Annotated in this window: 23 protein-coding genes; 4 read left to right on the forward strand and 19 right to left on the reverse strand. The window is 71.3% G+C overall.

Annotated features, from left to right (window positions below; translation table 11 throughout):
* Positions 1-289 precede the first annotated feature (289 nt).
* The 13 genes from ACH4UK_RS05980 to ACH4UK_RS06040 all read right to left on the reverse strand — a co-directional run bounded on the left by ACH4UK_RS05980 (position 290) and on the right by ACH4UK_RS06040 (position 13,624).
* The gene (locus ACH4UK_RS05980) at positions 290-1,006 is read right to left on the reverse strand and encodes a class F sortase (RefSeq protein ID WP_398354744.1); all 717 of its coding nucleotides are present in this window, start codon (positions 1,004-1,006) and stop codon (positions 290-292) included.
* Between the two features lies 1 nt (position 1,007).
* Positions 1,008-1,568 (reverse strand): hypothetical protein, encoded by a 561-nt coding sequence (locus tag ACH4UK_RS05985; RefSeq protein ID WP_398354745.1) that lies wholly within the window; start codon positions 1,566-1,568, stop codon positions 1,008-1,010.
* A gap of 151 nt (positions 1,569-1,719) precedes the next feature.
* A complete protein-coding gene (locus tag ACH4UK_RS05990) occupies positions 1,720-2,511 on the reverse strand; it encodes an HAD-IIA family hydrolase (RefSeq protein ID WP_398354746.1) in 792 nt (263 codons plus the stop codon).
* A gap of 74 nt (positions 2,512-2,585) precedes the next feature.
* Entirely contained in the window at positions 2,586-4,139 is a 1,554-nt protein-coding gene (locus tag ACH4UK_RS05995; protein WP_398354747.1) for an alkaline phosphatase family protein, read from the reverse strand.
* A gap of 132 nt (positions 4,140-4,271) precedes the next feature.
* Entirely contained in the window at positions 4,272-5,327 is a 1,056-nt protein-coding gene (locus tag ACH4UK_RS06000) for a 2-aminoethylphosphonate ABC transporter substrate-binding protein (RefSeq protein ID WP_398354748.1), read from the reverse strand.
* A gap of 41 nt (positions 5,328-5,368) precedes the next feature.
* A complete protein-coding gene (locus ACH4UK_RS06005) occupies positions 5,369-6,166 on the reverse strand; it encodes an ABC transporter permease (RefSeq protein WP_398354749.1) in 798 nt (265 codons plus the stop codon).
* Positions 6,153-7,040, reverse strand: coding sequence for a 2-aminoethylphosphonate ABC transporter permease subunit (locus ACH4UK_RS06010; RefSeq protein ID WP_398354750.1), 888 nt, complete (start codon positions 7,038-7,040; stop codon positions 6,153-6,155). The genes ACH4UK_RS06005 and ACH4UK_RS06010 overlap by 14 nt, the downstream gene beginning before the upstream one ends.
* Positions 7,037-8,188, reverse strand: a complete 1,152-nt coding sequence (locus ACH4UK_RS06015; RefSeq protein ID WP_398354751.1) for an ABC transporter ATP-binding protein — start codon at positions 8,186-8,188, stop codon at positions 7,037-7,039. Before ACH4UK_RS06015 ends, ACH4UK_RS06010 begins: the two co-directional genes overlap by 4 nt.
* Positions 8,185-8,898 (reverse strand): phosphonatase-like hydrolase, encoded by a 714-nt coding sequence (locus tag ACH4UK_RS06020; protein WP_398354752.1) that lies wholly within the window; start codon positions 8,896-8,898, stop codon positions 8,185-8,187. Before ACH4UK_RS06020 ends, ACH4UK_RS06015 begins: the two co-directional genes overlap by 4 nt.
* A gap of 5 nt (positions 8,899-8,903) precedes the next feature.
* Positions 8,904-10,028 carry a TIGR03364 family FAD-dependent oxidoreductase gene (locus ACH4UK_RS06025; RefSeq protein ID WP_398354753.1) on the reverse strand — a complete coding sequence of 375 codons (1,125 nt, stop codon included), beginning with the start codon at positions 10,026-10,028 and terminating at the stop codon, positions 8,904-8,906.
* Positions 10,029-10,169: 141 nt separating this feature from the next.
* Complete coding sequence (locus ACH4UK_RS06030; RefSeq protein ID WP_398354754.1) at positions 10,170-10,940, reverse strand: GntR family transcriptional regulator; 771 nt, start codon at positions 10,938-10,940, stop codon at positions 10,170-10,172.
* A 152-nt stretch (positions 10,941-11,092) separates the two neighbouring features.
* Entirely contained in the window at positions 11,093-12,295 is a 1,203-nt protein-coding gene (locus ACH4UK_RS06035; RefSeq protein WP_398354755.1) for a peptidase, read from the reverse strand.
* Between the two features lie 213 nt (positions 12,296-12,508).
* A complete protein-coding gene (locus ACH4UK_RS06040; protein ID WP_398354756.1) occupies positions 12,509-13,624 on the reverse strand; it encodes an ROK family protein in 1,116 nt (371 codons plus the stop codon).
* 73 nt (positions 13,625-13,697) lie between these two features.
* Between ACH4UK_RS06040 and ACH4UK_RS06045 the strand changes: the two genes are divergently transcribed.
* Positions 13,698-14,807, forward strand: coding sequence for a Gfo/Idh/MocA family oxidoreductase (locus ACH4UK_RS06045; RefSeq protein ID WP_398354757.1), 1,110 nt, complete (start codon positions 13,698-13,700; stop codon positions 14,805-14,807).
* The gene (locus ACH4UK_RS06050; RefSeq protein ID WP_398354758.1) at positions 14,804-15,283 is read left to right on the forward strand and encodes a heme-degrading domain-containing protein; all 480 of its coding nucleotides are present in this window, start codon (positions 14,804-14,806) and stop codon (positions 15,281-15,283) included. The genes ACH4UK_RS06045 and ACH4UK_RS06050 overlap by 4 nt, the downstream gene beginning before the upstream one ends.
* 88 nt (positions 15,284-15,371) lie before the next feature.
* Here the strand turns inward: ACH4UK_RS06050 and ACH4UK_RS06055 are convergent, their stop codons facing one another.
* The 6 genes from ACH4UK_RS06055 to ACH4UK_RS06080 all read right to left on the reverse strand — a co-directional run bounded on the left by ACH4UK_RS06055 (position 15,372) and on the right by ACH4UK_RS06080 (position 20,232).
* On the reverse strand, positions 15,372-16,232 hold the full coding sequence (locus ACH4UK_RS06055) for a fumarylacetoacetate hydrolase family protein (RefSeq protein ID WP_398354759.1): 861 nt from the start codon (positions 16,230-16,232) through the stop codon (positions 15,372-15,374).
* Between the two features lie 138 nt (positions 16,233-16,370).
* Positions 16,371-17,141 (reverse strand): YidC/Oxa1 family membrane protein insertase, encoded by a 771-nt coding sequence (locus tag ACH4UK_RS06060; protein ID WP_398354760.1) that lies wholly within the window; start codon positions 17,139-17,141, stop codon positions 16,371-16,373.
* A gap of 165 nt (positions 17,142-17,306) precedes the next feature.
* A complete protein-coding gene (locus ACH4UK_RS06065) occupies positions 17,307-17,639 on the reverse strand; it encodes a DUF6412 domain-containing protein (RefSeq protein ID WP_398354761.1) in 333 nt (110 codons plus the stop codon).
* Between the two features lie 101 nt (positions 17,640-17,740).
* The gene (locus tag ACH4UK_RS06070) at positions 17,741-19,246 is read right to left on the reverse strand and encodes a sodium:solute symporter (protein ID WP_398354762.1); all 1,506 of its coding nucleotides are present in this window, start codon (positions 19,244-19,246) and stop codon (positions 17,741-17,743) included.
* Positions 19,243-19,464, reverse strand: a complete 222-nt coding sequence (locus tag ACH4UK_RS06075) for a DUF3311 domain-containing protein (protein WP_398354763.1) — start codon at positions 19,462-19,464, stop codon at positions 19,243-19,245. The genes ACH4UK_RS06070 and ACH4UK_RS06075 overlap by 4 nt, the downstream gene beginning before the upstream one ends.
* A 27-nt stretch (positions 19,465-19,491) precedes the next feature.
* Positions 19,492-20,232, reverse strand: a complete 741-nt coding sequence (locus tag ACH4UK_RS06080) for a class E sortase (RefSeq protein ID WP_398354764.1) — start codon at positions 20,230-20,232, stop codon at positions 19,492-19,494.
* Positions 20,233-20,539: 307 nt separating this feature from the next.
* Between ACH4UK_RS06080 and ACH4UK_RS06085 the strand changes: the two genes are divergently transcribed.
* Both ACH4UK_RS06085 and ACH4UK_RS06090 read left to right on the forward strand, forming a co-directional pair.
* Positions 20,540-21,547 (forward strand): SEC-C domain-containing protein, encoded by a 1,008-nt coding sequence (locus ACH4UK_RS06085; protein ID WP_398354765.1) that lies wholly within the window; start codon positions 20,540-20,542, stop codon positions 21,545-21,547.
* Between the two features lie 146 nt (positions 21,548-21,693).
* Positions 21,694-24,831, forward strand: coding sequence for a DUF3427 domain-containing protein (locus ACH4UK_RS06090; RefSeq protein WP_398354766.1), 3,138 nt, complete (start codon positions 21,694-21,696; stop codon positions 24,829-24,831).
* Positions 24,832-24,845 lie beyond the last annotated feature (14 nt).

Raw genomic sequence — 24,845 nt, forward strand, 5'->3', positions numbered from 1 at the left:
TCCGATCCATCCTGGCACAGCGGCCGGGCGCCCATGCTCCCACCCGTACAACGGTCACACCGGGGCACCGGTTCCGGACATCCTGTTCGAAAGCAGGTCATCCGTCCGGCCGGTCCCCCTACAGTGGCGAGGGACCGGCCTTCCCCACCGCACCGACCTCCCGTACCGCGCCGGGCGACTCCCGCGGCCGGGCGCACGCGGTCGAGGACCGGCCCGGCGGGCACGCCCCCGTGAGAGGCGGCCGGCCGGGCCGGGTTGGACGTGCCGCGTGTGCGTGCCGCGGCGGGGGTCAGCCGCGGCTGCCGTGGCTGACGGCCTGTACGCGCTCCGCGGTGTCCTTCGCGTCCTTGGCACCGGTCAGGTAGGCGGAGACGACCACGTTCGCCGTGTACGAGCGGGTCTTGTGGTCGTACGTTCCGCCGCAGGTGATCAGCCGCAGCTCGGCCCGGCCGTCCTCGCGTGGCCCGTACGCCTTCCGCGCGTCGAAGCGCTCGCGGGTGACGAGCTGGACGTCGTCCACGGTGAACTCCGCGACGCTGCCGTCGGTCCGGGTGACCTCGATCCGCGCGCCCGGCTTCACCGCGCTGAGCCCGTAGAAGACGGCCGGCCTGGTGTCGGTGTCGACATGGCCGACGAACAGGGCCGCGCCCTTCGCACCGGGTTCGGCGCCGTCGCCGTACCAGCCGGCGGTCTTCGGCATGCCGTACGGGGGCGGGTCGATGGCCCCGTCCTCGTCGAGGCCGCGCGCCACGACGGGAGCCGCGATCCCCACGGAGGGAACCTCGACGTGTTCGGGGGCCGCCCCGTCGAGCGGGTCGTGGGCCGGGGGCAGCTCCGCTCCGAAGGGGCGGCCCACCGCGGCCACGTCGCCGGTGGTGGGCCCCGACAGGCCGCCGAGCCCGCCGCCGGCCTCCCGGTTCCAGAGCCACAGGCCGAGCAGCAGCACGGCCCAGGTCACTCCGGTGAGCAGTCGCCCGTTGCCTGCCGGGCGGTCCGGGGCACTCATCTCAGCTGCCGGCCGGGTCGCGGCGCCGGCGCGAGCTGCGCAGGGCGACGGCGACGGCCGCGACGGCGGCGAGCACCAGGCCGATCACCGCGTGCCGGGTGCCGGGGCCCTCGGCCTCGGTGGACCGTTCGGCGAGGGTCGCGGTGCCTCCGCCGCCCGCCTTGACGGGTGCGGCGGGCGAGGGGCGGTTGTGGTGGATGACGGTGAGGGTGCCGGTGGCCTTGCCGCCGCTGTCCTCGCACGTCACCCAGACGTCGTAGGAGCGGGGTTCGGCGTCGGACCGGATGCGGGCCTCGGCGAAGAGACCCTTGTCGTCGGCGGGGCGGAACTGGGCGACCGAGGTGAAGGCGTCGGAGTTGCCCTTCGCCCGGCGGCCCTTGCCGCAGACATCGACCCACAGTTCCACCTGCCCGCCCGGGGCGATGGTGGACGGGGTGACCGAGACGGTTCCTCGGTCGTCGTCGCCGGCCGGGGCGGCCGGGGATGCCAGAGCGGCGGGTGCGGGCACGGCTATGAGCGCGGCCGCCGCTGCGGCACAGAACGTCAGGGGCATTGAACGCATCGTGAACCTCCTACGGGAAGGTTCACGCCTGCGGCGGCGGCCCGCATCCGCAGTCCTCCATTCGAGCGACCGCGGATGCGTTCCGCGCAGGTCAGCGGCGGTCTGCCGGCTCGGCCTTGCCCGTCTCGTCACCCTTGTCCGCCTGGTCCGCCTAGTCCGGCAGGTCGATGAGGTCGACCAGGTCGGCGATGGACTCGACGACGTGCGAGGGCCCGTACGGGTAGCGGTCGATGTCGGCGACGGACGTCAGCCCGGTCAGGACCAGGAAGGTCTGCATGCCCGCTTCCAGGCCCGCCAGGACGTCGGTGTCCATCCGGTCGCCGATCATGGCGCTGGTCTCGGAGTGCGCGCCGATGGCGTTCAGCCCGGTCCGCATCATCAGGGGGTTGGGCTTGCCCGCGAAGTACGGGTCCTTGCCGGTGGCCTTGGTGATGAGGGCGGCGACCGAACCGGTGGCGGGCAGCGGGCCCTCGGCGGACGGCCCGGTCTCGTCGGGGTTGGTGCAGATGAAGCGGGCGCCCGCGTTGATCAGCCGGATCGCCTTGGTCAGCGCCTCGAAGCTGTACGTCCGGGTCTCGCCGAGCACCACGTAGTCCGGGTCGTGGTCGGTGAGGACGTACCCGATGTCGTGCAGGGCGGTGGTGAGACCGGCCTCGCCGATGACGTACGCCGTGCCGCCGGGGCGCTGGTCGTCCAGGAACTGGGCGGTGGCGAGCGCGGAGGTCCAGATGTTCTCCACGGGCACGTCCAGGCCCATGCGCTTGAGCCGGGCGTGCAGGTCGCGCGCGGTGTAGATGGAGTTGTTGGTGAGGACGAGGAAGGGCAGCCCGGAATCCCGCAGCCGCTTGATGAAGGCATCGGCACCGGGGATGGGGATGCCCTCGTGGATGAGGACGCCGTCCATGTCGGTGAGCCAGGATGAGATCGGCTTGCGCTCTGCCATGTGTCGGGACTCCTGCCGTACGCACTGCGTGCTGGGGGTGCCCGGACCACACCGTCCTGGCACCCCCAGCATAATTAGCCCGCGGTGACGGTGACCCCGTCGATCACCCAGTACCAGTTGTTGCTGCCGGTGTAGTGGAACCGGAAGCTCACGTTGGCGGCCCCGGACGGGACGTCCAGGGTCAGCGTCTGGCGCTCTGAGAGCACGTCGGAGGTGTAGCTCTTGACGACGACGGGCGCCCCGCCGTTCCAGGAGGCGAGGATCCGGGCGCTCTGACTGCCCTCCTGCCGGTAGAGGGTGGTGAGGCCGAGCGTCACGGTGGACTTGCCCGCGACCGCGTACGCCGGGGTGACGAGCGTGGAGTCGTACGGTCCCGAGGACGCCTTGTCGTCCCACTCGTCGGAGTCGGCGACCGCGAAGATCCCGCGCGAGCGGACGTTCAGCTCACGGGACTGGTCGCGCTGGCTGCGGCTCCAGAACTCGTCGGTGGCGAAGGACCAGCCGCGCCACTCGGCCACGCCCCCGGTGCCCATCGCGGAGTTGACGACGGACCAGCCGCTGGGCGCGGTGCGGGTCCAGCCGAGGACGCCCGCCGGGATGCCGCTCTCGTCGGCGCGGGCCTTCAGCTGCGGGTACAGCGCCTCGAAGGGGTCGGTGGAGCGCTCCTGGATCGGCTTGCCGTCCAGGCCCCAGGCGGGGTCGGGTGTGATGCCGAGCTGGTGGAAGACGGTGGCGGCGACGTCCACGAGACGGGTGTCGGTGGGCCTGGCGCCGGCCGCGATGCCGGGGCCCTGGGCGAGGACGAAGGTGCGCCGTTCCTCGATCGCGCTGCCGCCGTGGCCGCCGGAGTCGGTGTGGCCGTGGTCGGTGGTGACGATGACGGTCCACCGCTCGGTGGAGTAGGAGGGGCGGGCCCTGATCGCGGCGAGGAGGCGGCCGAGGTAGCCGTCCTGGACGGCGATGGCCTGGCGGTACGCGGCACTGGCGGCGCCGGAGGAGTGGCCGGCGATGTCGGTCTGGCCGAAGTAGACGAACAGGACGTCCGGGTTCTGGTTCCGGAGGATCGACTCGGTCTCGGCGGCGATGGTGGCGTCGTGGCCGGTGTAGCCGTCGGCGTCGCCGTCCAGGACGAGCTTGGCGTCCGCGCCCGGGGTGACCGTGCCCTGGGCGTCCAGGGGCTTCCAGTCGACGGCGGCGTAGGTGGAGAGCTGGGGGCGGACCTGGGCGAGGCGGGCGAGGAAGCCGGGATACGTCCCGTAGTCCTTCCCGGCGAAGGAGTTCTCCTTGACGCCGTGCTTGTCGGGCCAGACGCCGGTGGAGATCGTCGACCAGCCGGGGCCGGAGGAGGTGGCGGCCATCGGGTTCGCGTACAGCAGCGAGGTGCCGTACGTGCCGTTGGCCGTCATCGACGTGAGGTGCGGGGCGTTGGCGGCGGCGATGACGTCGTGGCGCAGCCCGTCCATGCCGACGACGAGCACCTTGTCCTTGCTGGTGCCGTCGGGAAGGGTGGGCGCGGCCGCCGCGGCGGCGCGGGCCGTGGCGGCGGTGGCGAGCGGGGCGACGACGGCGGTGGTGGCCGCGGCGGCGGTGGTGGCGAGCACGGAGCGGCGGGACAGGGACCGGGACACGTGATCCTCCGGGGTGGGCGGGTCGAGCAGGGACGGAACGTGAACTGCCTTCTGGACCAGACCCGTTACCTTTCAGAGATATCCGGGCCGGGTCCAGACCTTCGCAGGAAGCCGTGGCCGAAAGGTGGCCGGTCAGCTTCCGGTGGCCGACTTCCAGGCGTCGATGTACGCGTCCAGGTTGGCGCCGATGTCCGACCAGTCGGGCTCGAAGATCTCCACGCCCTCCATCAGCCCGGCCAGTTCGACGGCGTTGGCGTCGGTGGCCTTGATGTCCTTGCGGGCGGCGAAGCCCCCGCCGACCGCGCTGACGTCGCGCTGGGCCTGCTCGGAGAGCATGAAGTCGAGCAGCTTCTTGCCGTTCTCGCTGTGCGGGGCCTTCGCGACGAGCCCGGCCGCGTACGGGAGGGCGAAGCTGGTGGGCTTCCCGTCGCCCTTCGCGGGGAACCAGATGCCGAGGTGGGGCATGTCCTTGGACTGGGCGAAGTTCATCTGGACGTCGCCGTTGGCGGCGAGGAGTTCCCCCTTGTCGACCTTGGGGGCGAGCTTGCCGGTGGAGGCGGACGGGCCGACGTTGTTGGTCTGGAGCTTCTTCAGGTACGCCATCGCCGGCTCCTGCCCGCCGAAGTCGTGCATCGCCTTGATGAGGACGGCGGTGCCGTCGCCCGCGACGCCGGGGGTGGAGTACTGGACCTTCTCCTTGTACGCGGGGTCGAGCAGGTCCTCCCAGCTCCGGGGCGGGGTCTTCAGCTCCTTCGTGTTGTGGATGAACCCGAAGTAGTTGTTGACGACGGAGGTCCACTTCCCGTCGGGCGCGCGGTCGGCGCCGTCGACCTGGTCGGCGCCCTTCGGCTCGTACGCGGTCAGCAGCCCCTTCTTGTCGGCCTGCTGGATGAAGGGCGGCAGGGTGACGAGCACGTCGGCCTGGGTGTTGGACTTCTCGCGGGCGGCGCGCTGCACCATCTCGCCGGAGCCGCCCTCCACGTACTTCACCTCGATGCCGGTCTTCTTCTCGAAGTCCTTGAAGACCTTGTCGTACCAGCCGTCGCCGTTCTCGCCCTTGAGGCCGTCGGCGCTGTAGACGGTGACGGACTTCTCGTCGGACGCGGCGGAGGAGGAGCCGCAGGCGGTGAGGGTGGCGGCGGCGAGGACGGCCAGGGGGAGGGCGAGCGTGGGTGCGGGGGTACGCATGGAGTGCTCCAGGGAGAGGGTTACGGGGGTGGGAGAAGGGTTCAGCGGTAGGAGGCGCGGGTCCGGATGCGGGAGACGGCGGCCAGGACGAGGAGCGTCGTCGCCATCAGGACCACGGCGAGGGCCGCGCCGGTGAAGAGCGAGCCCCGGTCGGTGGCGGCGAAGATCTGCACCGGCAGCGGGGTCCAGTCCGGCGGGTAGAGCATCATCGTGGCGCTCAACTCCCCCATCGACAGGGCGAAGCAGAGCCCGGCGGCCGAGGTGAGCGAGGGCAGCAGGAGCGGCAGCCGGATCCGCCACAGGACCCGGGCGGGGCTCGCCCCGAGGCCGGCGGCGGCCTGTTCGTACATCGGGTCCAGACGACGGACGGCGGCGGCGACCGACTGGTAGGCGAACGCGGTGACGAGGACGGTGTGGGCGAGGATCACGATCCAGCGCGTCCCGTTGAGCAGCACGGGCGGTTGGCTGTAGGCCACCAGCACCGCGAGGCCGACGACCACCGAGGGCACGGCGACCGGCAGGATGAACAGGGCGTCCAGGAGCCGCTTCCCTCGTTTGCGGAGAGAGGCGGCGGCGAGGGCCGCCCAGCCGCCGAGGGTGAGGGCCAGCACGCTCGCGGTCACGGCGGTGACGAGGCTGGTGGTCAGCGCCTGGAGGGAGTCGCCGCTGGTCGCGGCGGAGTAGCGCTCGACGGTGGGCCCGGAGGGGAAGGCACCGGACCAGTGGGTGGCGAGGGACGCGGCGAGGATGACGAGCAGGGGCACCGCGAACAGCGGGACGAAGAGGAGGAGGAAGACGGCCCAGGTGGCCCACTTCCCGGCCCGGCTATGCACCAGCACGACGGCTCACCACCCGGTAGAGGCTGTAGAGGCCCACGGAGATCGCGATGTTGACGACGGCGACGACGCAGGCGGCCGGGTAGTCCGACTCCAGGATCGCTTTGCCGTAGACGAGCATCGGCAGCGTCGTGACGCCCTTCGCCCCGGTGAACAGGACGATCCCGAACTCGTTGAGGCACATCACCAGGACGAGGCTGCCGCCCGCCGCGAGGGCCGGGAGCGCCTCGGGCAGGATCACCTGCCGGATGATCCGCACGGGCCCGGCGCCGAGCGAGGAGGCGACCTCCAGCTGTCCGGTGTCGAGTTGGGAGAACGCGGCGAGCAGCGGGCGCATCACGAACGGCGTGAAGTAGGTGATCTCGGCGAGCAGGACGCCCCAGGGGGTGGCCAGGAAGTCGAAGGGCCCATCGGCCGCCCCGGTGGCGTCGGTCCAGAGCCCGTTGGCCATCCCGACGGAGCCGTAGATGAACAGCAGGGCCAGGGTGATGAGGAAGGACGGGAAGGAGAGGAAGACGTCGACGAACCGGGCGACCGCCTTCCCGCCGGGGAACGGGACGAACGCGATGACCAGGGCGAGGACGAACCCGAGGACGAGGCATCCCACCGTCGAGCTGACGGCGAGCCACACAGTGGTGGCGAGCGCGTCGCGGAAGACCTCGGAGGCGAACACGTCGGCGTACGGGGCGAGCGAGACGCCGCCCTCGTCGGGGGTGAAGGACTGCTGGACGACGAGGGCCAGCGGGTAGAGGAACGCGACCGCGAGGACGGCGACGGGCGGCAGCGCCCAGACCCAGGCGGGGAGGGAGCGGGAGAAGGGGGCCGGTCCGGTGGGGGCGGGGACTGCGCTGCGGGCGGCGGTGGTGGTAGTGGTCATGGGCCGACCCCCACCGTTTCGGTCGATGGCGCCGTCTCCTGGCTCGCCCCCGCGGGCAGCAGCACCGCGTCCTCGGCGGCGAAGTGCAGGGTGACGGGGTCGCCGAGGGCCGGGGGCTCGCGCAGTTCGCGGAGGTCGGCCATGACGCGGTGGCCGTCGATGTCGGCGTGGACGCGGTGGGTGGAGCCGCGCCACTGGACCTCGGTGACGCTGCCGGTGAGCGCGTTGGGCCCGGCGCCGAGGCCGACCAGGTGCGGCCGGACGCAGAGGGTGGCGGTGGCTCCGGGGGCCGCGGTGTCGGTGGGGACGGTGAGAGGGCGGCCGCCGAGGTCGACGCCGCCGTCGCCCGTGACGGTGACGGGGAGCAGGTTGGCGTTGCCGACGAACGAGGCGGTGAACTCCGTACGGGGGCGGCGGTAGAGCTCCTGCGGGGTTCCGCAGTCCTGGAGCCGGGCGCGGTCCATGACGGCGATCCGGTCGGCGAGGGTGAGCGCCTCGACCTGGTCGTGGGTGACGTACAGGATGGAGACGTCCGGCAACTCGCGGTGCAGCCGGGCCAGTTCGGCGAGCATGCCGGAGCGGAGCCGGGCGTCGAGGGCGGAGAGCGGTTCGTCCAGGAGCAGAACGCCGGGGCGGATGGCGAGCGCGCGGGCGATGGCGACGCGCTGCTGCTGTCCGCCGGAGAGTTCGCGCGGGTGGCGGTCGCCGTACGCGGCCATGCCGACGAGTTCGAGGGCTTCGGCGATCCGGCCGGGGATCTCGGCCTTCGGGGTGCGGTGGGCCTTGAGCCCGAAGGCCACGTTGTCCTTGACCTTGAGGTGCGGAAAGAGGGCGTACTGCTGGACGACCATGCCGATGCCACGCCGGTGCGGGGGCAGGGCCGTGACGTCCCGGCCGCCGAGGAACACCCGCCCGGCGGCGGGCCGGACGAAGCCGGCGACGGCGCGCAGAGCGGTGGTCTTGCCCGAGCCGGAGGGCCCGAGGAGGGCCATCACCTCGCCGGGTTCGACGGTGAGGTCGAGCCGGTCGAGGACGACGTTCCCGACGTAGGCGACGGTGACGCCGTCGAAGCGGATGCCGCTGGGGGTGGCGGGGGCGGACCGGTCGGGGCCGCGTGCGCCGGGCGCGGCGGGGGCGGGGGCCCTCACGCCTCGGCCCGCGCGATGAGGTCGGGCAGCTCGGCGACGGACCCGAGGACGTGGGTCGCGCCGTGCCGGGTCAGCTGGTCCTTGTCGTGGGCGCCGGTGAGGACCCCGGCGACGATCCCGGCGCCGGAGCGTACGCCGCCGAGCATGTCGTACGAGGTGTCGCCGGCCACCACGGTCCGCCGGACGTCGGCCACGGCCCCGGTGCGCAGGAAGGCGGCCAGCACCATGTCGGGGAAAGGCCGGCCCCGCCCGCCCGCGTCGGCGGGGCAGAGGGTGAGCGGGACGAGGTCCTGCCAGCCGAGGGCAGTGAGGATGGCGTCCTGGGTGGTGCGGGCGAAGCCGGTGGTCAGGACGACGGTGCGACCCTCGGCGGTGAGCCGTTCGACGGCCTCGCGGGCGCCGGGGAGCGGAGCGACGCGGCCGCCGTCGACGAGCGCCCCGTACGCCTCCTCGAAGGCGGTGTTGGCGTACTGGGCCTTGTCCTCGTCACCGAGGAGATGCCGGAAGACGGAGATCTTGGACTCGCCCATGGTGGCGCGCACATAGGCGAGTTGGCGGGCGTGCTCGTCGGATCCGGGCCGCACGCCGAGGCGTTGGGCGGCGGCGGAGAAGGCCTGCTCGACGAGACCGCCGTCGGCGACGGTGGTCCCGGCCATGTCGAGGACGACGAGGTCGTAGGGGTCGCGCGTCATACGTGTCGGGGAAGTCATGTGATTCACCAGCCCAGTTGGTCGGCGGTTGTTTCGGCGATGGCGGGCGAGCACGTCATGCCGCGCCCGCCGGGCCCGGTGACGAGCCAGACCCCGTCGGACACCTGCTGCCGGTGGACGACGCGTGAGGTGTCGGTGCACTGGGCGTAGACGCCGGCCCAGCGGTGACGGACGCGTGGCAGCGGGCGGCCGAGGAAGGCCTCGACGACCCGGGTGAGGTGCTCGTAGGGCTCCTCGACGGTGTCGAAGGCGAAGGGATGCTCGTACGCGTGCGTGTCGCCGATGGTCAGCCCGCCGTCGCGCCGCTGCACCATGAGGAGCTGCATGCGGTGCTCGGCGGCGACCGGGTCCTGGGGCTGTCCGGCATTGAGGGCGTCGAGCGCCCCGCCCCGGTAGGCGGGGTAGTAGCGGAAGCTGTCGGCGTCGGCGACGGAGGTGGTGAGGGGCTCGCCGAGCGGGTCGGTCTGCATCATCTGGAGGCGGACGCGGCGCACGGGCAGTTCGGGCCCGGCGAGTTCGCGGACGAGCCCGCCGAGCCGGTCGCCGGTCGCGAGGATCACCGCGTCGCCGCTGTGGACGTCGCCGTGGTCGTCGCGCACCGAGCCGACCCCGACGACGTCCCGCACTTCGCGGCCGCCGAGGTAGGCATACCGCCCGGAGGCCAGCAACGCTTCCTTCAGGGCGAGTTGGGCGGTGCGGGGTTCGACCGCCGCGTCCCGCTCGCACCACAGGGCGGCGGTGAACGCGCCGCGCAGGGCCGGGTTGAGCGCACGGGCCTCACCGGCGGTGAGCAGCTTGTAGCCGCGCGCCGCCGCGTCGGGCCGGGCGAGCGCCGCCTCGGCGACGGCGACCTCGCGTGCGCCGCGCAGCAGGGTGAGCGAACCACAGGCGCGATAGCCGAGACCGGGCACCCGCTCCCCGATGGCCTCCCACAGCTCCCGGGCGCGCAGGGCGGTCTCCAGCTCCTCGCCACCGGCCCGGCCGCTGATCCATATCTGTCCGAAATTGCGGAGCGATGCCCCGCGCGCCTCGCTCTCGCGCTCGATCTGTACGACCTCGTGGCCGCGGCTGACTGCGTGCCAGGCGTGCATGGTTCCCACCACGCCGGCTCCTACGACGATGACTCTCACGACGGCCACGCTCCTGGGGGCGGGTGTCCCGCACGCGTCCGTTCACCGACGGGACGGCGAACGACACCCCAAGCTTGGACCAGACCCGTTATGTTTCCGTGACCGAAGGGGCTGAAGTGGCGACCCGTGGAGCGGGTTGCCTCAGTCCCGCCCTTCGCCCCGCAGATGGGCGGAGAAGGAGAAGCGGTCGCCCCGGAACAGCGTCCGCACACGCTCCAGCGGCCGGCCGTCGGTGTCCCGGGACAGCCGGTGGATCAGGAGCATCGGCAGGGCGGGCGGGGTCCCGATGAGCAGGGCCTCGCGGGGGGTCGCGAGCACGGTCTCGATCCGCTCGTCGGCGTCGCCGAAGGCGATCTGGAGGCGGTCGCGGAGGTAGCCGTAGAAGGAGGAGTCCGGGTCGAACCCCGTGTCCAGGTCCGGGGCGCGGGCGACGCCGACGTACGTGCTCTCCAGGCCGACGCGTTCGTCGTCGGCGAGCAGCACCCGCTCCAGGTGCCAGACCGGCTCGCCCCGCTCGACCGCGATCTCGGCGGCGAGCGCCTCGGGACACGGGAAGCGCTCCAGGCCGATGAGGTGGCGGCCGGGCCGCCTGCCCTGGCGGCGGACGCCTTCGGTGTAGCTGGCCAGCGAGAGCGACTGCTCCAGCTTGGGTCCGGCGACGACGGTGCCGCGCCCCTGCCGGCGCAGCCGCCCCTCCAGGAGGAGTTCGCGCAGGGCCTGGCGGACGGTCTCGCGCGAGACCTCGTGCCGCTGGGCGAGCTCCCGCTCGGTGGGCAGGAGTCCGCCCTCGCCCAACTCGTCCAGGAGCACCGCGATACGGGCCTTGACCGCGTAGTACTTCGGGATGCGGCCGTGCTCGGGGATGCCGGAGCGGATCGGTGCGCCAGGTGCCTGGTCGTTCGGGTAGTCCACGGCCCGATGGTTGCAGACGCGGGTGAACAGGCCGGTACGGGTACGGGTTCGGGCAGCCGTACCCGTACACGTACCCGTACGGCTCCGGCAGCTGCCGGCCCCGGGACGGCGGCGGGAGGGTCCCGGGACGACAGCGGGACGGCTGCCGCCTGTCAGCCGGTGGTCCGGCGGGTCCGGCGGGCCTGCCGCAGCAGGACGGCCCCGCCGAGCAGGAGCGCCCCGGCGGCGGCCCCGGTCCAGGGCAGCGACGCCGGTCCGGTGCGGGCGAGTTCGGGCAGCGGGCGGCCCAGTCCGTCGCGGGGCGGGAGTCCGGGGTGGTCCCCGTCGGCGTCCCGGCCCTCTTCTCCGGCTCCGGGGCGGGTCGGCGGGCGGGAGCCGGAGTCGCGGTCCGGGGAAGGGGACGGGGACCGGCCCGTGCCGGGGTCCGTACGGGAGCCGTCGGGATCGCCGGGCCGCTCCGTACGGGCACCGGCGCCCGGGTCGGTGCGCTCCGGGTCGGTGCGCTCCGGGTGAGTGCGCGCCGGGTCGGGACGCTCCGACCGGGGGCCCTCCGGCCGGGACTCCTCCGACCGGGACTCCTCCGGTCGGGGATCCTCCGGTCGGGGATCCTCCGGTCGGGGATCCTCCGGTCGGGGATCCTCCGGCTGCGGGCGCTCGGGCCGGGGGCCTTCCGGTTCGCGGATGCCGCCCGTCGCGCCGTCGACGATCAGGAAGGGGTAGTCCTCCGACTCCCCCACCCATTCACCGTCCTCGCGCCCGCCACCCTTGGCCTTGTCCTGGTGACGGCGCTGGACGACGGCGGCGTGGGCGGTGACCGGGCCGGGGGCGGTGTCGGAGGTGAAGGCCATCCGGACGCGTACGGAGACGGTCTTTCCGGCGGGAACGGTGAACCCGAGGAACGCGTCGCCGAAGACGCCGATCTGCTCGTCGCGGTCGGTGCTCTCCCAGGTGACCCGGTGTTCGGTCCCGGGGCGGCCGGGCTCGCTGAACTCCAGTTGGATCTGGTCCGACGTCAGCCGGCGGTCACGGTCGGCGAGGACGAGGACCGGGTGCAGGGCCCGGCAGGACGCGTCGGTGGTGTTGGTGAGATCGAGGAACCAGGTGCCGTAACCGCCGCCGGAGGCATAGCGGTCCGGGGCCTCCTGGATCCGGGCCTCGATGGGGAACTCCTTGGCGCCCGGGTCACCGCAGCCGGGCTGCTCATCGGCGGCTAAGAAGGCGGCGGCGGGCGCGGCCGGCTGGGCGGCGGCCTGCGGGCCGCCCAGGAGCGCGGCGGGGACCGTGATCCCGGCGGCCAGCCCGAGGGCGGCGAGCGCACGGGCGTCACGCAGCCGTGCGCAGGAGGTGGGGGGCATGAGGGGTCACCCTTCGCTACTCGCGGACGACCGGGGCGGCGGCCTCCGGCAGTGGCCTCCGACGCCATCACGCGCGCGCGGAACAAGAGAGTCGACATGCCGACTTGATTCATAGGATCACCCGACCGGAGCCCGAGGGGTGCGCCCCTCGGGCGCGGACCGGAGAGCCCTACCCGCGCCCGAGAGGTGCCCCCGGGCGCGGACCGCAGAGCCCTACCCGCGCTCCCCCACCCGCCCGAACACCGGCGCGAGCACCAGTTGCGCCGCGCCCTCCGCGACCGGCCGGTCGCCGCCCCGGGCGACCGTGACGGTCACCCCCGCGCCCGTGCCGCCCCGGGCGGCCCGCTCCTCGATCACGGCCCGGACGCCCCGTACGTACGCGTCCTCGTCGGCGGCCACCGTCCGGCCGCCCAGCACCACACGGTCGATGTCGAGCAGCCCGACCAGGTTGGCCGCGCCCGTCCCCAGGATCCGGGCGGCCTCCCCCCGCTCGCCGCGCGCTTCGGCGGCCAGGCACAGCGCCTCGATGCAGCCGCGCCCCCCGCACCCGCAGAGCGGGCCGTCCAACTGGAGGGTCTGGTGGCCGAACTCGCCCGCGCCCGTCCGCGCGCCCCGGTGCACCTCGCCGCCGAGGACCAGTCCCGCGCCGAGCCCCGTACCGAGGTGGAGGTAGGCGAAGTCGCCGCGCGGCTGGTCGAGGGACAGGGCCAGGGCGAGGGCGGCCGCGTTGGTGTCCTTGTCCAGGACCACCGGCAGCCCGGTCCGCTCGGCCAGGGCGGCGCGCAGCGGGTACCCGTCCCACCGCGGGAAGCCGGTCACCCGGTGCAGGACGCCGTCCCGGTGGTCCAGCGGGCCGGGTACGGCGACGCCCACCCCCAGCACCGGCTTGTGCGGTTCGGCGGCGCACAGGTCGCGCACCGCGTCCGCCGCGTCCGCGAGGACCTGCTCCGCCGGGGATCCGAGGTCCAGGGGCGCGCTGGTGACCGCGACCGACCGGCCCGCGAGGTCGACCAGGACGGCGGTGAGACCGTCGCGGTCCAGGTGGAGTCCGACGGCGTACTGCGCGTCGGGGACCAGTCGCAGCACCGTGCGCGGCTTGCCGCCGGTGGAGGGGCGCAGGCCGGCGCCGACGGCGAGTCCGTCCTCCCGCAGCCGGGCGGTGATCTTGCTGACGGCCTGCGGGGTCAGGCCGGTGCCCTCGGCGAGCTCCAGCCGGCTGATGCCCTCCGCCCCGGCCGCCCGCAGCAGGTCAAGCACCAGCGCGGCGTTGTGGTGGCGCAGCGCCGGGAGGTTCGCCCCCGCCGGGGTCTTCGTCCTGCTCCTGTTCACGGCTCACTCCTGTTCACCGTCCCATTGTGCCGGTCGCTTGCACTTTGGCAACAGCGTTGCTTAAGTGGAATGCATGACTGCCAACGCCCCTCTCCGCGTCGCCCTCGTCGGCTACGGCCTGGCCGGTTCCGTCTTCCACGCCCCGCTGGTCTCCGCGACCGACGGCCTGGTCCTCGACACGGTCGTCACGTCGAACGAGGAGCGCCGGGCCGAGGCCCGTGCCGCGTTCCCCGACGTACGTTTCGCGGCCTCGCCGGACGAGCTGTGGCAGCGCGCCGACGAGCTGGACCTCGTCGTGATCGCCACCCCGAACAAGACGCACGTCCCGCTGGCGACGGCCGCGCTGAAGGCCGGGCTGCCGGTGGTCGTGGACAAGCCGGTCGCCGGGACGGCCGCCGAGGCGCGCGAGCTCGCCGCTCTCGCCGAGGAGCGCGGGCTGCTGCTCTCGGTCTTCCAGAACCGCCGCTGGGACAACGACTTCCGCACCCTGGCCGGGCTGATCGCCAACGGCGCGCTGGGCGAGGTGCAGCGCTTCGAGTCCCGCTTCGAGCGCTGGCGGCCGCAGCCCAAGGGCGGCTGGCGCGAGTCGGGCGACCCGGAGGAGATCGGCGGTCTGCTGTACGACCTGGGCAGCCATGTCGTCGACCAGGCGCTGGCGCTGTTCGGTCCGGCGGTCCAGGTGTACGCCGAGTCCGACGTACGGCGTCCCGGCGCGGCCGCGGACGACGACACGTTCATCGCGATCACCCACGCCAACGGGGTCCGCTCGCATCTGTACGTCAGTGCCACCACGGCCCAGCTCGGCCCGCGCTTTCGCGTGCTCGGCTCGACGGCGGGCTATGTGAAGTACGGCCTGGACCCGCAGGAGGCGGCCCTGCGCGAGGGGCTGCGTCCGGTGGCCGGTGAGCCGTGGGGCGAGGAGACGGAGGAGCTGTGGGGCCGCCTCGGCTCGGGCGAGTCCCCGCTGACCGGCGGCGGCACCCCGGTCCGCTCGCTGCCCGGCGACTATCCGGCGTTCTACGCCGCCGTCGCCGCCGCCGTCCGCGGCACCGGCGGCAACCCGGTCACCGCACTCCAGGCCGCCGCCGCACTGGACGTCCTGGAGGCCGCCCGCCGCTCGGCCCGCGAAGGCGTCTCGGTCACCCTTCTCCCGCACCACGACGAAGCGGAGCAGCGCGCATGAGCAGCACCTCCCCCACTCTCTCCGAGCTGATCGCCCAGGAGCGGCGGCTCACTCTCCCGCACTTCGGCTACGACGACGCGTTCGCGCTGGGCAGCCTGCTGGTCGCGCTGGCCCGGGAGCGGCACGCACCGGTCGCGATCGACATCCGGCGCGGCGCGCAGCAGCTGTTCCACGCGGCGCTGCCCGGTTCCAGCGCGGACAACGACGCGTGGATCGACCGCAAGCGCAAGGTCGTCGAGCGGTACGGCGAGAGCTCGTACCTGGTCGGCACCCGGTTCCGGGCCAAGGGCACCACGTTCGAGGAGTCCTCGCGCCTGGACCCGGACGTGTACGCGGCGCACGGCGGTTCGTTCCCGATCGCGGTGGAGGGCGCGGGCGTGATCGGCACGGTCACGGTGTCCGGGCTGCCGCAGGCCGAGGACCACGCAATGGTGGTCGAGGCGCTGGAGCAGTTCGCGGCGAAGACCGGGGCCTGAGACTCCGTACGCGGGAGGGGGCGGGGCGGGCGTCAGCTGTGCGACGCCCCGCCCCGCCCCGGTCAGGCTTCGCCGGGGGGCTCTATGCCTAGGCCCCCTTCAGCTCCTGCCGCTGCCGGCCGAGCCCCGCCACCTCCAGCTCCACCACATCGCCCGCCGTCAGGTACGGCTTCGGCTCGGGCTGTCCCATCGCGACCCCGGCGGGCGTACCGGTGTTGATCACGTCGCCCGGATAGAGCGTCATGAAGTGGCTGAGGTAGCGGACGACCTCGCCGACCGGGAAGATCTGGTCGGCGGTGGTGCCGTTCTGCTTCAGCTCGCCGTTGACCCAGAGCCGCAGCGGCAGGGCCTGCGGGTCGGGGACCTCGTCGGCGGTGACCAGCCAGGGGCCCAGCGGGTTGAACGTCTCGCAGTTCTTGCCCTTGTCCCAGGTGCCGCCGCGCTCGATCTGGAACTCGCGCTCCGAGACGTCGTGCGCCGTGGCATACCCGGCGACGTGCGCGAGGCCCTCCTCGGCCGTCTCCAGGTAGCGGGCGGTGCGCCCGATGACGACGGCGAGCTCGACCTCCCAGTCGGTCTTCCGGCTGCCGCGCGGCACCAGGACCGTGTCGTCGGGCCCGACGACGGTGTCGGGGGCCTTGAAGAACAGGATGGGTTCCGCCGGGATCTCCGCACCCGTCTCGGCGGCGTGGTCGTGGTAGTTCAGCCCGATGCACACGATCTTGCCGATGCGCCCGAGCGGCGGGCCGATCCGCAGCCCCGTCGCGTCCAGCGCGGGCAGCACACCGGGCGCCTCGGCGGCCGCCCGTACCCGGGCGAGCGTCGAGGCGTCGGCGAGCAGCTCGCCGTCGATGTCGGGGACGATCCCCGACAGATCACGCAGAGTCCCGTCGCGGTCGAGAAGTGCGGGGCGCTCGGCGCCCGCCGTACCGACTCGAAGCAGCTTCAACGGTCCAACTCCTCTTGGTCGAGGTGGAGAGCCCTCCGGCGGGTTGCGGCCGACGGAGGACTTGGCTGATCGTCCAAGAGATACGGACAGTCCGCAAGACCTGGTTCACACACTGGACCGGCACAGTGGGTGCCGCCATTACGCCGCCGTGGCCATGGCGCCCCCGGCGACCGGCATGTCGCGGTACAGCCAGGCCCGCTCGATCGCGGTCCAGGTCGTCGTGGTGACGACGTACAGGGCGGCGGCCAGCGGGACGACGGCCACGGTGATCAGGGTGAAGAAGGACAGCAGCGGCATGAGCTTCGTCATCGCGCCCATCCCGGGCACGGCCTGCCCGTCCGGGCCGGCGGCGGGCGTCATCGGGTTGGCGGCCATCTGCCGCTTGGTGCGGCCGTAGTTGAACGTGGCGACGGCGGCGACGATCACGAAGAGCCCCAGGTAGACCCACCCCTGTCCGCCGAACATCCCGCCGTGGGCGAGAGCGTCGTGCCAGCGCCCGCCGAGCGGTGCGCCGAGCAGGTCGTGGCTGAGCAGCGCGTTGGGCTCGCCGCCGATCGAGCCGCTGGAGAACAGGTGGTAGAGCAGGAAGAAGGCGGGCATCTGGAGCAGGCTCGGCAGGCAGCCGGAGAGCGGCGACACCTTCTCGGCGGCGTGCAGCTCCATGATCGCCTTCTGCATCCGCTCGGGGTTCTTGCCGTGCTTCTTGCGCAGTGCGGCGATCTGCGGCTGGAGCCGGCTGCGGGCCTTCTGCCCGCGTGCGGCGGCCCGCGAGAGGGGGTGGACGGCGAGCCGGACGAGCGCGGTGAACAGGATGATCGCGGCCGCGGTGGACGCGGTCCGGAAGAACGGTTCGAGCAGGTCGGCGAGGGAGCCGACCAGGTTCGCGAAAGCGGACATGAAGGCGGACATGGGTGAGCCCTCCGGGGGTCTCGTCGTGCCGGGAGGTACCTGCGAGGAGGTACGGGATGATCACTCGGCATGACGACCGGCGCGGGTCGCACCGCACGTACGCACACAGGCACATGCGCACACGGGCACGTACGAGAAGCGGTACGGGCGGGAACTGCGGGTTCGCTACGCGGCGGCCGTCAGGAGGGCGCGCCCGGGTGCTCGGGGCCTGGTGCGGCCCCGGGCGTCGGGGTCGCGTTGCGGAAGGAACGCGGTGCGCTGCTCCCGGTCCCTGATGGCCGTACGGACCCGGGTGCGGGGCACCGGGGGCGCGCAGCGGGCGCTGATGACGGAGCAGGCGAGGAGCGCGGAACCGGCCGCCGCGGTGGCGGCGAGCGCGACGGCGGCGGAGAGGCTGCCGCCCTCGGCGAGGAGGACCTCGGTGAGGAAGAGGACGAGGAGTCCGGCGGGCCGGAGCAGCCGGGCGAAGGCGCGGCGCAGGGCGTCGGCATCCCGCACGGTGCGCACCTCCCACCCCTCGTAGGGCTCGTCTCGTCAGGCTCGTTCCTGCCGTACGTGGATGCGTACGGCACTCCATTCGTTATACACGATGATCCGTTTCACACCGAGGCGTCGGCGTACTCGTCCCGGTCGTCGGCCAGCACCTCGGAGTCGGGCCGCGGGTCCGCGTCCCGGGGCCCGGCGAAGGTGACGGCGAGCGCGACGGCCAGATTGGCGGCGAGGGCGACGAGCCCGGCGTTCACGCCCCGCAGCGGATCGTTCCCGCTGAAGACGAGGGCGCAGACCACCGCGACGCCGACGATCAGCCCGCTGAACGCGCCCCGGAAGGTGAGCCGCCGCCAGACCAGGGCGAGCAGCACCATCGGCAGGAGCTGCGCCATCCCCTCGTACGAGATGAGGGAGAGGCGTACGAGGGTGTTGGGGGCGATGTACGTGAGGAGCAGGGCGATGGAGCCCGCGACGACCACGACGACCTGGGCGGCGGACTTCTGCCGCTCGGCGAAGCGCGGCAGGAGCGACAGCACGCTGCGCCCCCACATCGTTCCGATGACCAGCATGAAGACGGCCATGGGCACGATGGAGGAGAGGGCGGCGGCGACCCCGATGACGCCGACCGCCCAGGCGGGCAGCGAGTCGACGACCAGCTTGAACAGCGCGAGGTTCGACTCCGCGCCGGCCAGCCCCGGCACCACGAACAGCGCGGCGAGGCCCAGGAGCATCGGGACGAAGAGCAGGACGTTGTACGCGGGCAGGTACATGGCGTTGCGGCGCAGCGCGTCGGCGTTCCGGGCCCCGAGGTACCCGGCGACAGTGGTCGGGAAGATGACGACGGTCAGCGAGTTCAGGAACGTGGTGCTGATGAACCACAGCTCCCCGAGCCCGCTGCCCCCGTCCCCGCCTCCGCCGTGTCCCGGGAAGGTCAGCCAGTCGCTCTTCTCGGTGACGAGCCGGTCGAGGAAGGGCCCGTACCCGTCGAAGTAGTGCAGCGGGACGTACAGCGCGAGGAACCCCAGGGTGGCGATGACCAGGACGTCCTTCAGCACGGACACCCAGGCGCTGCCGCGCAGCCCGCTGACCACGACGAAGCCGGTGGTGACGGCGAAGGCGACGAAGTAGGCCCAGTTCAGGCTGACGGCCCCGTAGGAGATGACGGAGAGGACCACCCCCATACCGGTGATCTGGAGCTGGATGTACGGCAGCAGGAACACGGTGGCCAGCACGGCGACCACGGCGCCGAGCCAGGGCCGGCCGAAGCGGTGGGCGACCATGTCGGTGATCCCGACCAGGCCGTGCCGGCGGGCGTACCCCCAGAGCGTCGGTCCGACGACGTACCCGATCGCGTAGCCGCAGGACATGTACGCGACGACGTACAGGACGGGCGCCCCGTAGTTGTAGCCCCAGCCGGCGGCCCCCAGATAGCTGAAGCTGGTGTACCCCTCGCCCGCCATCAGCACCCAGATGAAGACGGGCCCCAGACTCCGCCCGCCCACGGACCACTCGTCGAGCCCGCCGCCTCCGCCGCGCCCGCGCAGGGCGAGTAGGCCGAGGGCGACGGTGGCGACCATGAAGACGGCGAAGACGGAGGTGGCGACGGCGGCGTTCACGCGCGACCACCCCGGCGCGGGTCCCGGCGGTCCCCTCTCCGGGTGAGCCACACGGCGACCGGGGTGAGGAGGGTCGCCCCGAGGAGCCACACGAAGAGGAACGGCACGCCGAACACCAGCGGGGTCACGCGGTTCACGAACGGCAGCGCAACGAGATACAGGACATAAGGGGCGAGCAGCCACAGCAGTTGAGGGCGTCGCCTGATCACTCCGAGCACCCGGGGACCCTACGCCCAGGTCGAAGCTCACCGCGGGCGCATCGCGGTGAGCTTCCCCCAGACGACGAGCCGGTGGCGGGAGCTGAACTCGGGGGTGCAGGTGGTCAGGGTCAGGTAGTAGCCGGGCTCGCGGTAACCCACGGAGGGGGTGATGTTGCTGCGCGGCACGGGCGCGATGACCCCGCTGTCGGACGGCGCGGTCTGCGCCAGGCGTTTGCCGACGGTGTACGTGTAGACGGCGTCCCGGGTCTCGACGGTGATCCGGTCGCCGCTCCGCAGCCGGTCGATGCGCCGGAAGGGCTCACCGTGGGTGTTGCGGTGCCCGGCGAGCGCGAAGTTCCCGGCCTGCCCGGCCTGCGCGGTGCGCGCGTAGTGCCCGACGTACCCCCGGTCGAGCACCCCGCCCTTGCTGGTGCCCTCGGCGACGGGGGCGGTGAGCCCGATCCGGGGGATGCGCAGGACGGCGTAGGCCTGGTCCCAGCGGGGTTCGGCGCTGGTCCGGGCAGAACCGCCCCGCACCCCCTGCCCTTCCCTCACGGCGGGCGCCCCGGAGGCGGAGGCCCCACTCCCCTCCCCCGCACCATCACCTTCGCCTTCGCCTTCGCCGCCGTCCTCACCGTCGCCCGGGGCCGACTCGCCCCACTCCCGCTGAAGGCTCTGGACCGTACGCCCGGCATCGGCGCGCGCCTCCTGGTTGGTCCACCACAACTGGTGGGCGACCAGGAGCAGCAGCACGACGCCGAGGGTCACGACGAGCTCGGCGGACACCCACAGCCCCCGGGCGAGGAGGCGCGGCCCACCACCGGCCCCGCACCTTCGCACGACGGCCGCCAGAACTCCCCGCCGCCCTCCCCCAGCTCCTCGCTCCGACATCTCCGACACCTCCGGCACCTCCCGCGCGCCCGTAACTGCTCCCGCACCTCTCGCGTGACCGCCATTCCTCCCGGGTGGCCGCCACTCCTCCCCGCTCGGCGCGCACGGTAGGGGCAAACCTCACAACTCTCCAGACTTCTCCCGCTTCTCGTCCCCCGCCCTCTTCTCCCCACCGTCACCGTCCGGCAGTACCGTGTGGTCCATGCGCCCCGACACGCCTGCCGACCACACCACCGAAGCCGAGCGTCTGCTCCGCACCGCGGCGCAGTACCCCGAGGACCACGAACCGCTGATCCTCCAGGCCGCGGCCCACCTGGAACTCGCGGGTGACCGCGCCCGTGCGAGCACGCTCTACGACGACCTGCTCGCCGCCCCCGAGCCCACCGTCGACAACCCGCACCTGATCAAGGCCCTCAAAGCGGCCAACCTCTGGGAGTACGGTCACGAGGCCGAGGCCCGAGCGATCATCGACGGCATCCGCACCGCGGGCCCGCCGGTCGCCGCGCCGTGGCAGGTGGCCGCGGAGACCCTGGAGGCGCACGACGAGCTGGAGTCGGCGCACGACTTCTTCTCGACCGCGCTGACCCTGCTGCTGCCCCCCGGCGAGGAGGTCCCGTACGCCGTCCAGTCCCTGCTGACCGGCCGGCACCGGGTCCGCCGGCTGATGGGCCTGGACCACGACACCTGGGACGAGCTGGCCGGCGAACTGCACACGGCCGCGGTCCCCCTGGACGAACTCCACGACCCCAAGCGCCTGTGGTCCCTGGGCTCCTCGGACCCGGTCGAGCTGAAGGCCGAGATCACCCGCCTCCGCGCGGAACTGGGCACCTACCGCACGGCTCTCTCCCGCCCGTTCCCGGTCGCCGTCCTGCACTGGCCCGAGAACGAACTGCGCGAACTGCTCACCACGTACCCGGCGCTGGCCGAGGAGTACGTGGACCGCGCCACACACCTGGACCGCCTGGAGACCGCCCTGCGCGACCTCCACGCGACGGGCACCCCGAACCTGGGCATCGTGACGGGAACGGTCCCCTCGTACGAGGCGTTCGCCGCCTCCGAAGCCGCGTCCCCGGCCGACCCGGGCCTCCTCCCCCAGTACGCCACCACCCTCGCCGCCCGAGGCCGCGCCCTCCCCTGGCCCCCGTCCCGCACGGCCGCCTGCTGGTGCGGCAGCGGGGAGGCCTATGGGGTGTGCCACGGGCGCGGGTGAATCCTGTCTTCTCCCTCATAGAGGCCGCCACCCGCAGCATTGCGGGTGGCGGCCTCTACCGGGTTTCGACGGCCTTCAGTCCTGCTGTCAGCTGCCCTTGATACAACTGCTCATGTCGTAGGCAGCGAGACAAGGGGAACTCGGGCATGCCCAACAACCTTTCGGACGACACACCAGTTGCTGGGTTGTACGAATCACTCATCACCCGTCGGCTTGCCGAGCGCATGAAGCAACTCGCCACCACAGGGTGGCGCCCCATCGACGCCCCAGTTGGCCAGGAGTCGGCCCCACACGTGCTCGCTCGCCACATCGGCGCCATCGTGCGGCAGCTACTCCAAGGCCTCTCGCCAGCCGAGCAGGTAGTCGCCGCCAATCACATCCTGGAATCGCTCAATACCATCGAGGGTGCCAAGGGATGGGTCGATCTCGTCGCTGAAGGACCGCGACAACTGCTCGCTGTCGCAGAGCAGGAGGCACCGGGTGTCTACGCGATACGCCCGGCGACGCCGCTGTCCGAAACGGCGCTGATCACAAACTCCCCCGAGGACCCCAGCCTCGGCTTTGAGTTGCGCGCCGAGCTAGCGACCGCCGACCGCGTCGACCTTCTCTGCGCGTTCGTGAAATGGCATGGTCTCCGCGTTCTCGAAAAGTCCCTGTCATCTGCACGCGAGCGCGGTATCCCCATCCGTGTGCTCACGACGACCTACATCGGCGCAACCGAACGCCGCGCTCTAGACCGCTTGGTGCGGGACTTCGGTGCCGAGGTGAAGGTCAACTACGAGCTACGCTCCACCCGTTTGCACGCCAAGGCGTGGCTCTTCCGCCGTTCTAGCGGTTTCGACACCGCCTACGTCGGCAGCTCAAACCTCTCCAAGGCGGCTCTCCTCGACGGGCTCGAATGGAACGTCCGGCTGTCCTCCGTGGCAACCCCTTCGGTGATCCGCAAGTTCGAGGCGACGTTTGATGCCTACTGGAGCGATCCTGCCTTCGAGCTGTACGACCCTGACCAGGACGCACAGCGGCTCGATGACGCATTGTCGTATGCAGGCAGCAGCACTCGTCCTGGGGGCCGGAGCATCACGCTCTCTGGCCTGGAGGTTCGCCCGTATCCCCACCAGCGGGACATGCTGGAACGGCTCCAAGTAGAGCGCACGGTGCACGACCGGCATCAGAACCTCCTCGTCGCAGCCACTGGGACCGGGAAAACTGTCATGGCGGCCCTGGACTACAAACACCTGCGTCAGACGCTCGGCCATGATCCTCGATTGCTCTTCGTGGCTCACCGCAAAGAAATCCTTGAACAGTCTCTGCGCGTCTATCAGAACGTCCTCATCGATGCGAACTTCGGTGAACTCTTCTTCGCTAACGAGAACCCCGACCGCTGGAACCATGTCTTCGCGAGTGTCCAGTCACTCACTTCACAAACGCTGGAACGATTCGCTCCTGATCACTTCGACGTGATCGTGATCGATGAGTTCCACCACGGCACATCGCCCACATATCGCAAAATCTTGGATCACTTCACGCCACACGAACTCCTCGGCCTCACAGCCACTCCGGAGCGCATGGATGGCCTGAACATTCAAGACGAATTCTTCGACGGCCGAATCGCCGCCGAAATGCGACTCTGGGAAGCCCTGGAGAACGAGCTCCTCAGTCCATTTCACTACTTCGGGATCACCGACAACACGGACATGAGCGCCATCGCATGGAAGCGTGGCGCCTACGATCCGGCAGCCCTGAGTAATCTCTTCACCGGCAACGATGCCCGCGCGCGACTCGTCGTGCAGGGAGTAAAAGCCAAGATCGCAGATCCAGGCTCCATGAAGGCCCTGGGCTTCTGCGTGTCCGTCGCACACGCCCATTTCATGGCTGACTTCTTCCGAAAGGCAGGCCTCCACGCCGTCGCACTTTCTGGCGATACACCACGTCATGAACGTAAAGCAGCACTCGATAATCTGCGCACTGGCAATCTACAAATCATCTTCTCTGTGGATCTCTTCAACGAGGGGCTCGACATTCCTGACGTCGACACCTTGCTCCTCCTCCGTCCCACGTCCAGCGCCACCGTCTTTTTGCAGCAGTTGGGTCGTGGACTACGGCGCACCGAAGACAAGGCGGCCCTTACCGTCCTGGACTTCATCGGTCAGCATCGCAAGGAGTTCCGCTTCGAGGAACAGTTCCGCGCTCTAACTAACCTGACCCGAAACCGCCTACTCAGCAATGTCGAGCAGGATTTCCCGCAGCTTCCATCCGGCTGCCAGATCATCCTTGAGCCGAAGGCCAAGGAGCTGATCATCAACAACATCCGCGCACAGATCGCTGTCAACGTAACGCAGTTGGCCCGGGAGGTCGCTTCCTACACAGAGCCTCGACTTGCAGATTTCCTTCGGGAGAGCGGCCGAGAGCTGAAGGAGTTGTACCGCGGCAACGGAAATTCTTGGACGGGCCTGCTGCGTCGATCCAAGCTCCTCAGCCCAACGGGCCCCGAAGGTGAGGCAGCCCTCCTGAAACGAGTGTCGGCGTTCCTTCACGTAGATGACCCACTGCGCGTTACCGCGTACTGCAAGCTTCTAGCTGATGATGCTCCTGCCTACGACGAAATCAACGAGCAGGAGCAGGGGTACGCCCGCATGCTCTTCTTCTCGCTCTGGCCGTTGGGGGGTGAACTCCCGAGCTACCAGGCGGGTCTGGATGCGCTCCGCCCTCAACACGCATTCCGCGACGAGCTTCGCCAGGTGCTTACACACGTCCTGGAGCAAGCTGACCATGTTCCGGTCCCGCTCCCCAGAATGCACGCCAGTATCCCGCTGACCGTGCATGCTTCGTACAGCCGCGAAGAGATTCTCCCTGCGCTAGGCCAGGCTGCAGTAGACGGCTTCAAGCCGGGCCACTTTCGCGAGGGAGTGAAGTGGTGCCAGGGAATCCAGACTGACGCGCTGTTCGTCACCCTAGAAAAAGACGAGAAGGACTTTTCACCCGAGACCCGATACAAGGACTACGCCCTCAACGACTCCTTGTTTCACTGGGAGTCACAGAACCAGACCTCGGAGATCTCGCCCACGGGGATCCGCTACCAGACACACAAGGAGAAGGGCACCCATGTGCTCCTCTTCGTTCGCCGCTACAAAACGACGGACATCAGTGGACCCCAGCCCTGGATGCTCTTGGGACCCGCAGAGTACGTTAAGCATGAGGGCAGCAACCCCATGGCCATCGTGTGGAAAGTTCTCCACCAAATCCCTGCTGATGTTTTGACGTACTCATCAATCGCCGCAGGCTAAATGATCTATCTAGA

Source organism: Streptomyces sp. NPDC020884 (assembly GCF_044333935.1).
GTDB lineage: Bacteria > Actinomycetota > Actinomycetes > Streptomycetales > Streptomycetaceae > Streptomyces.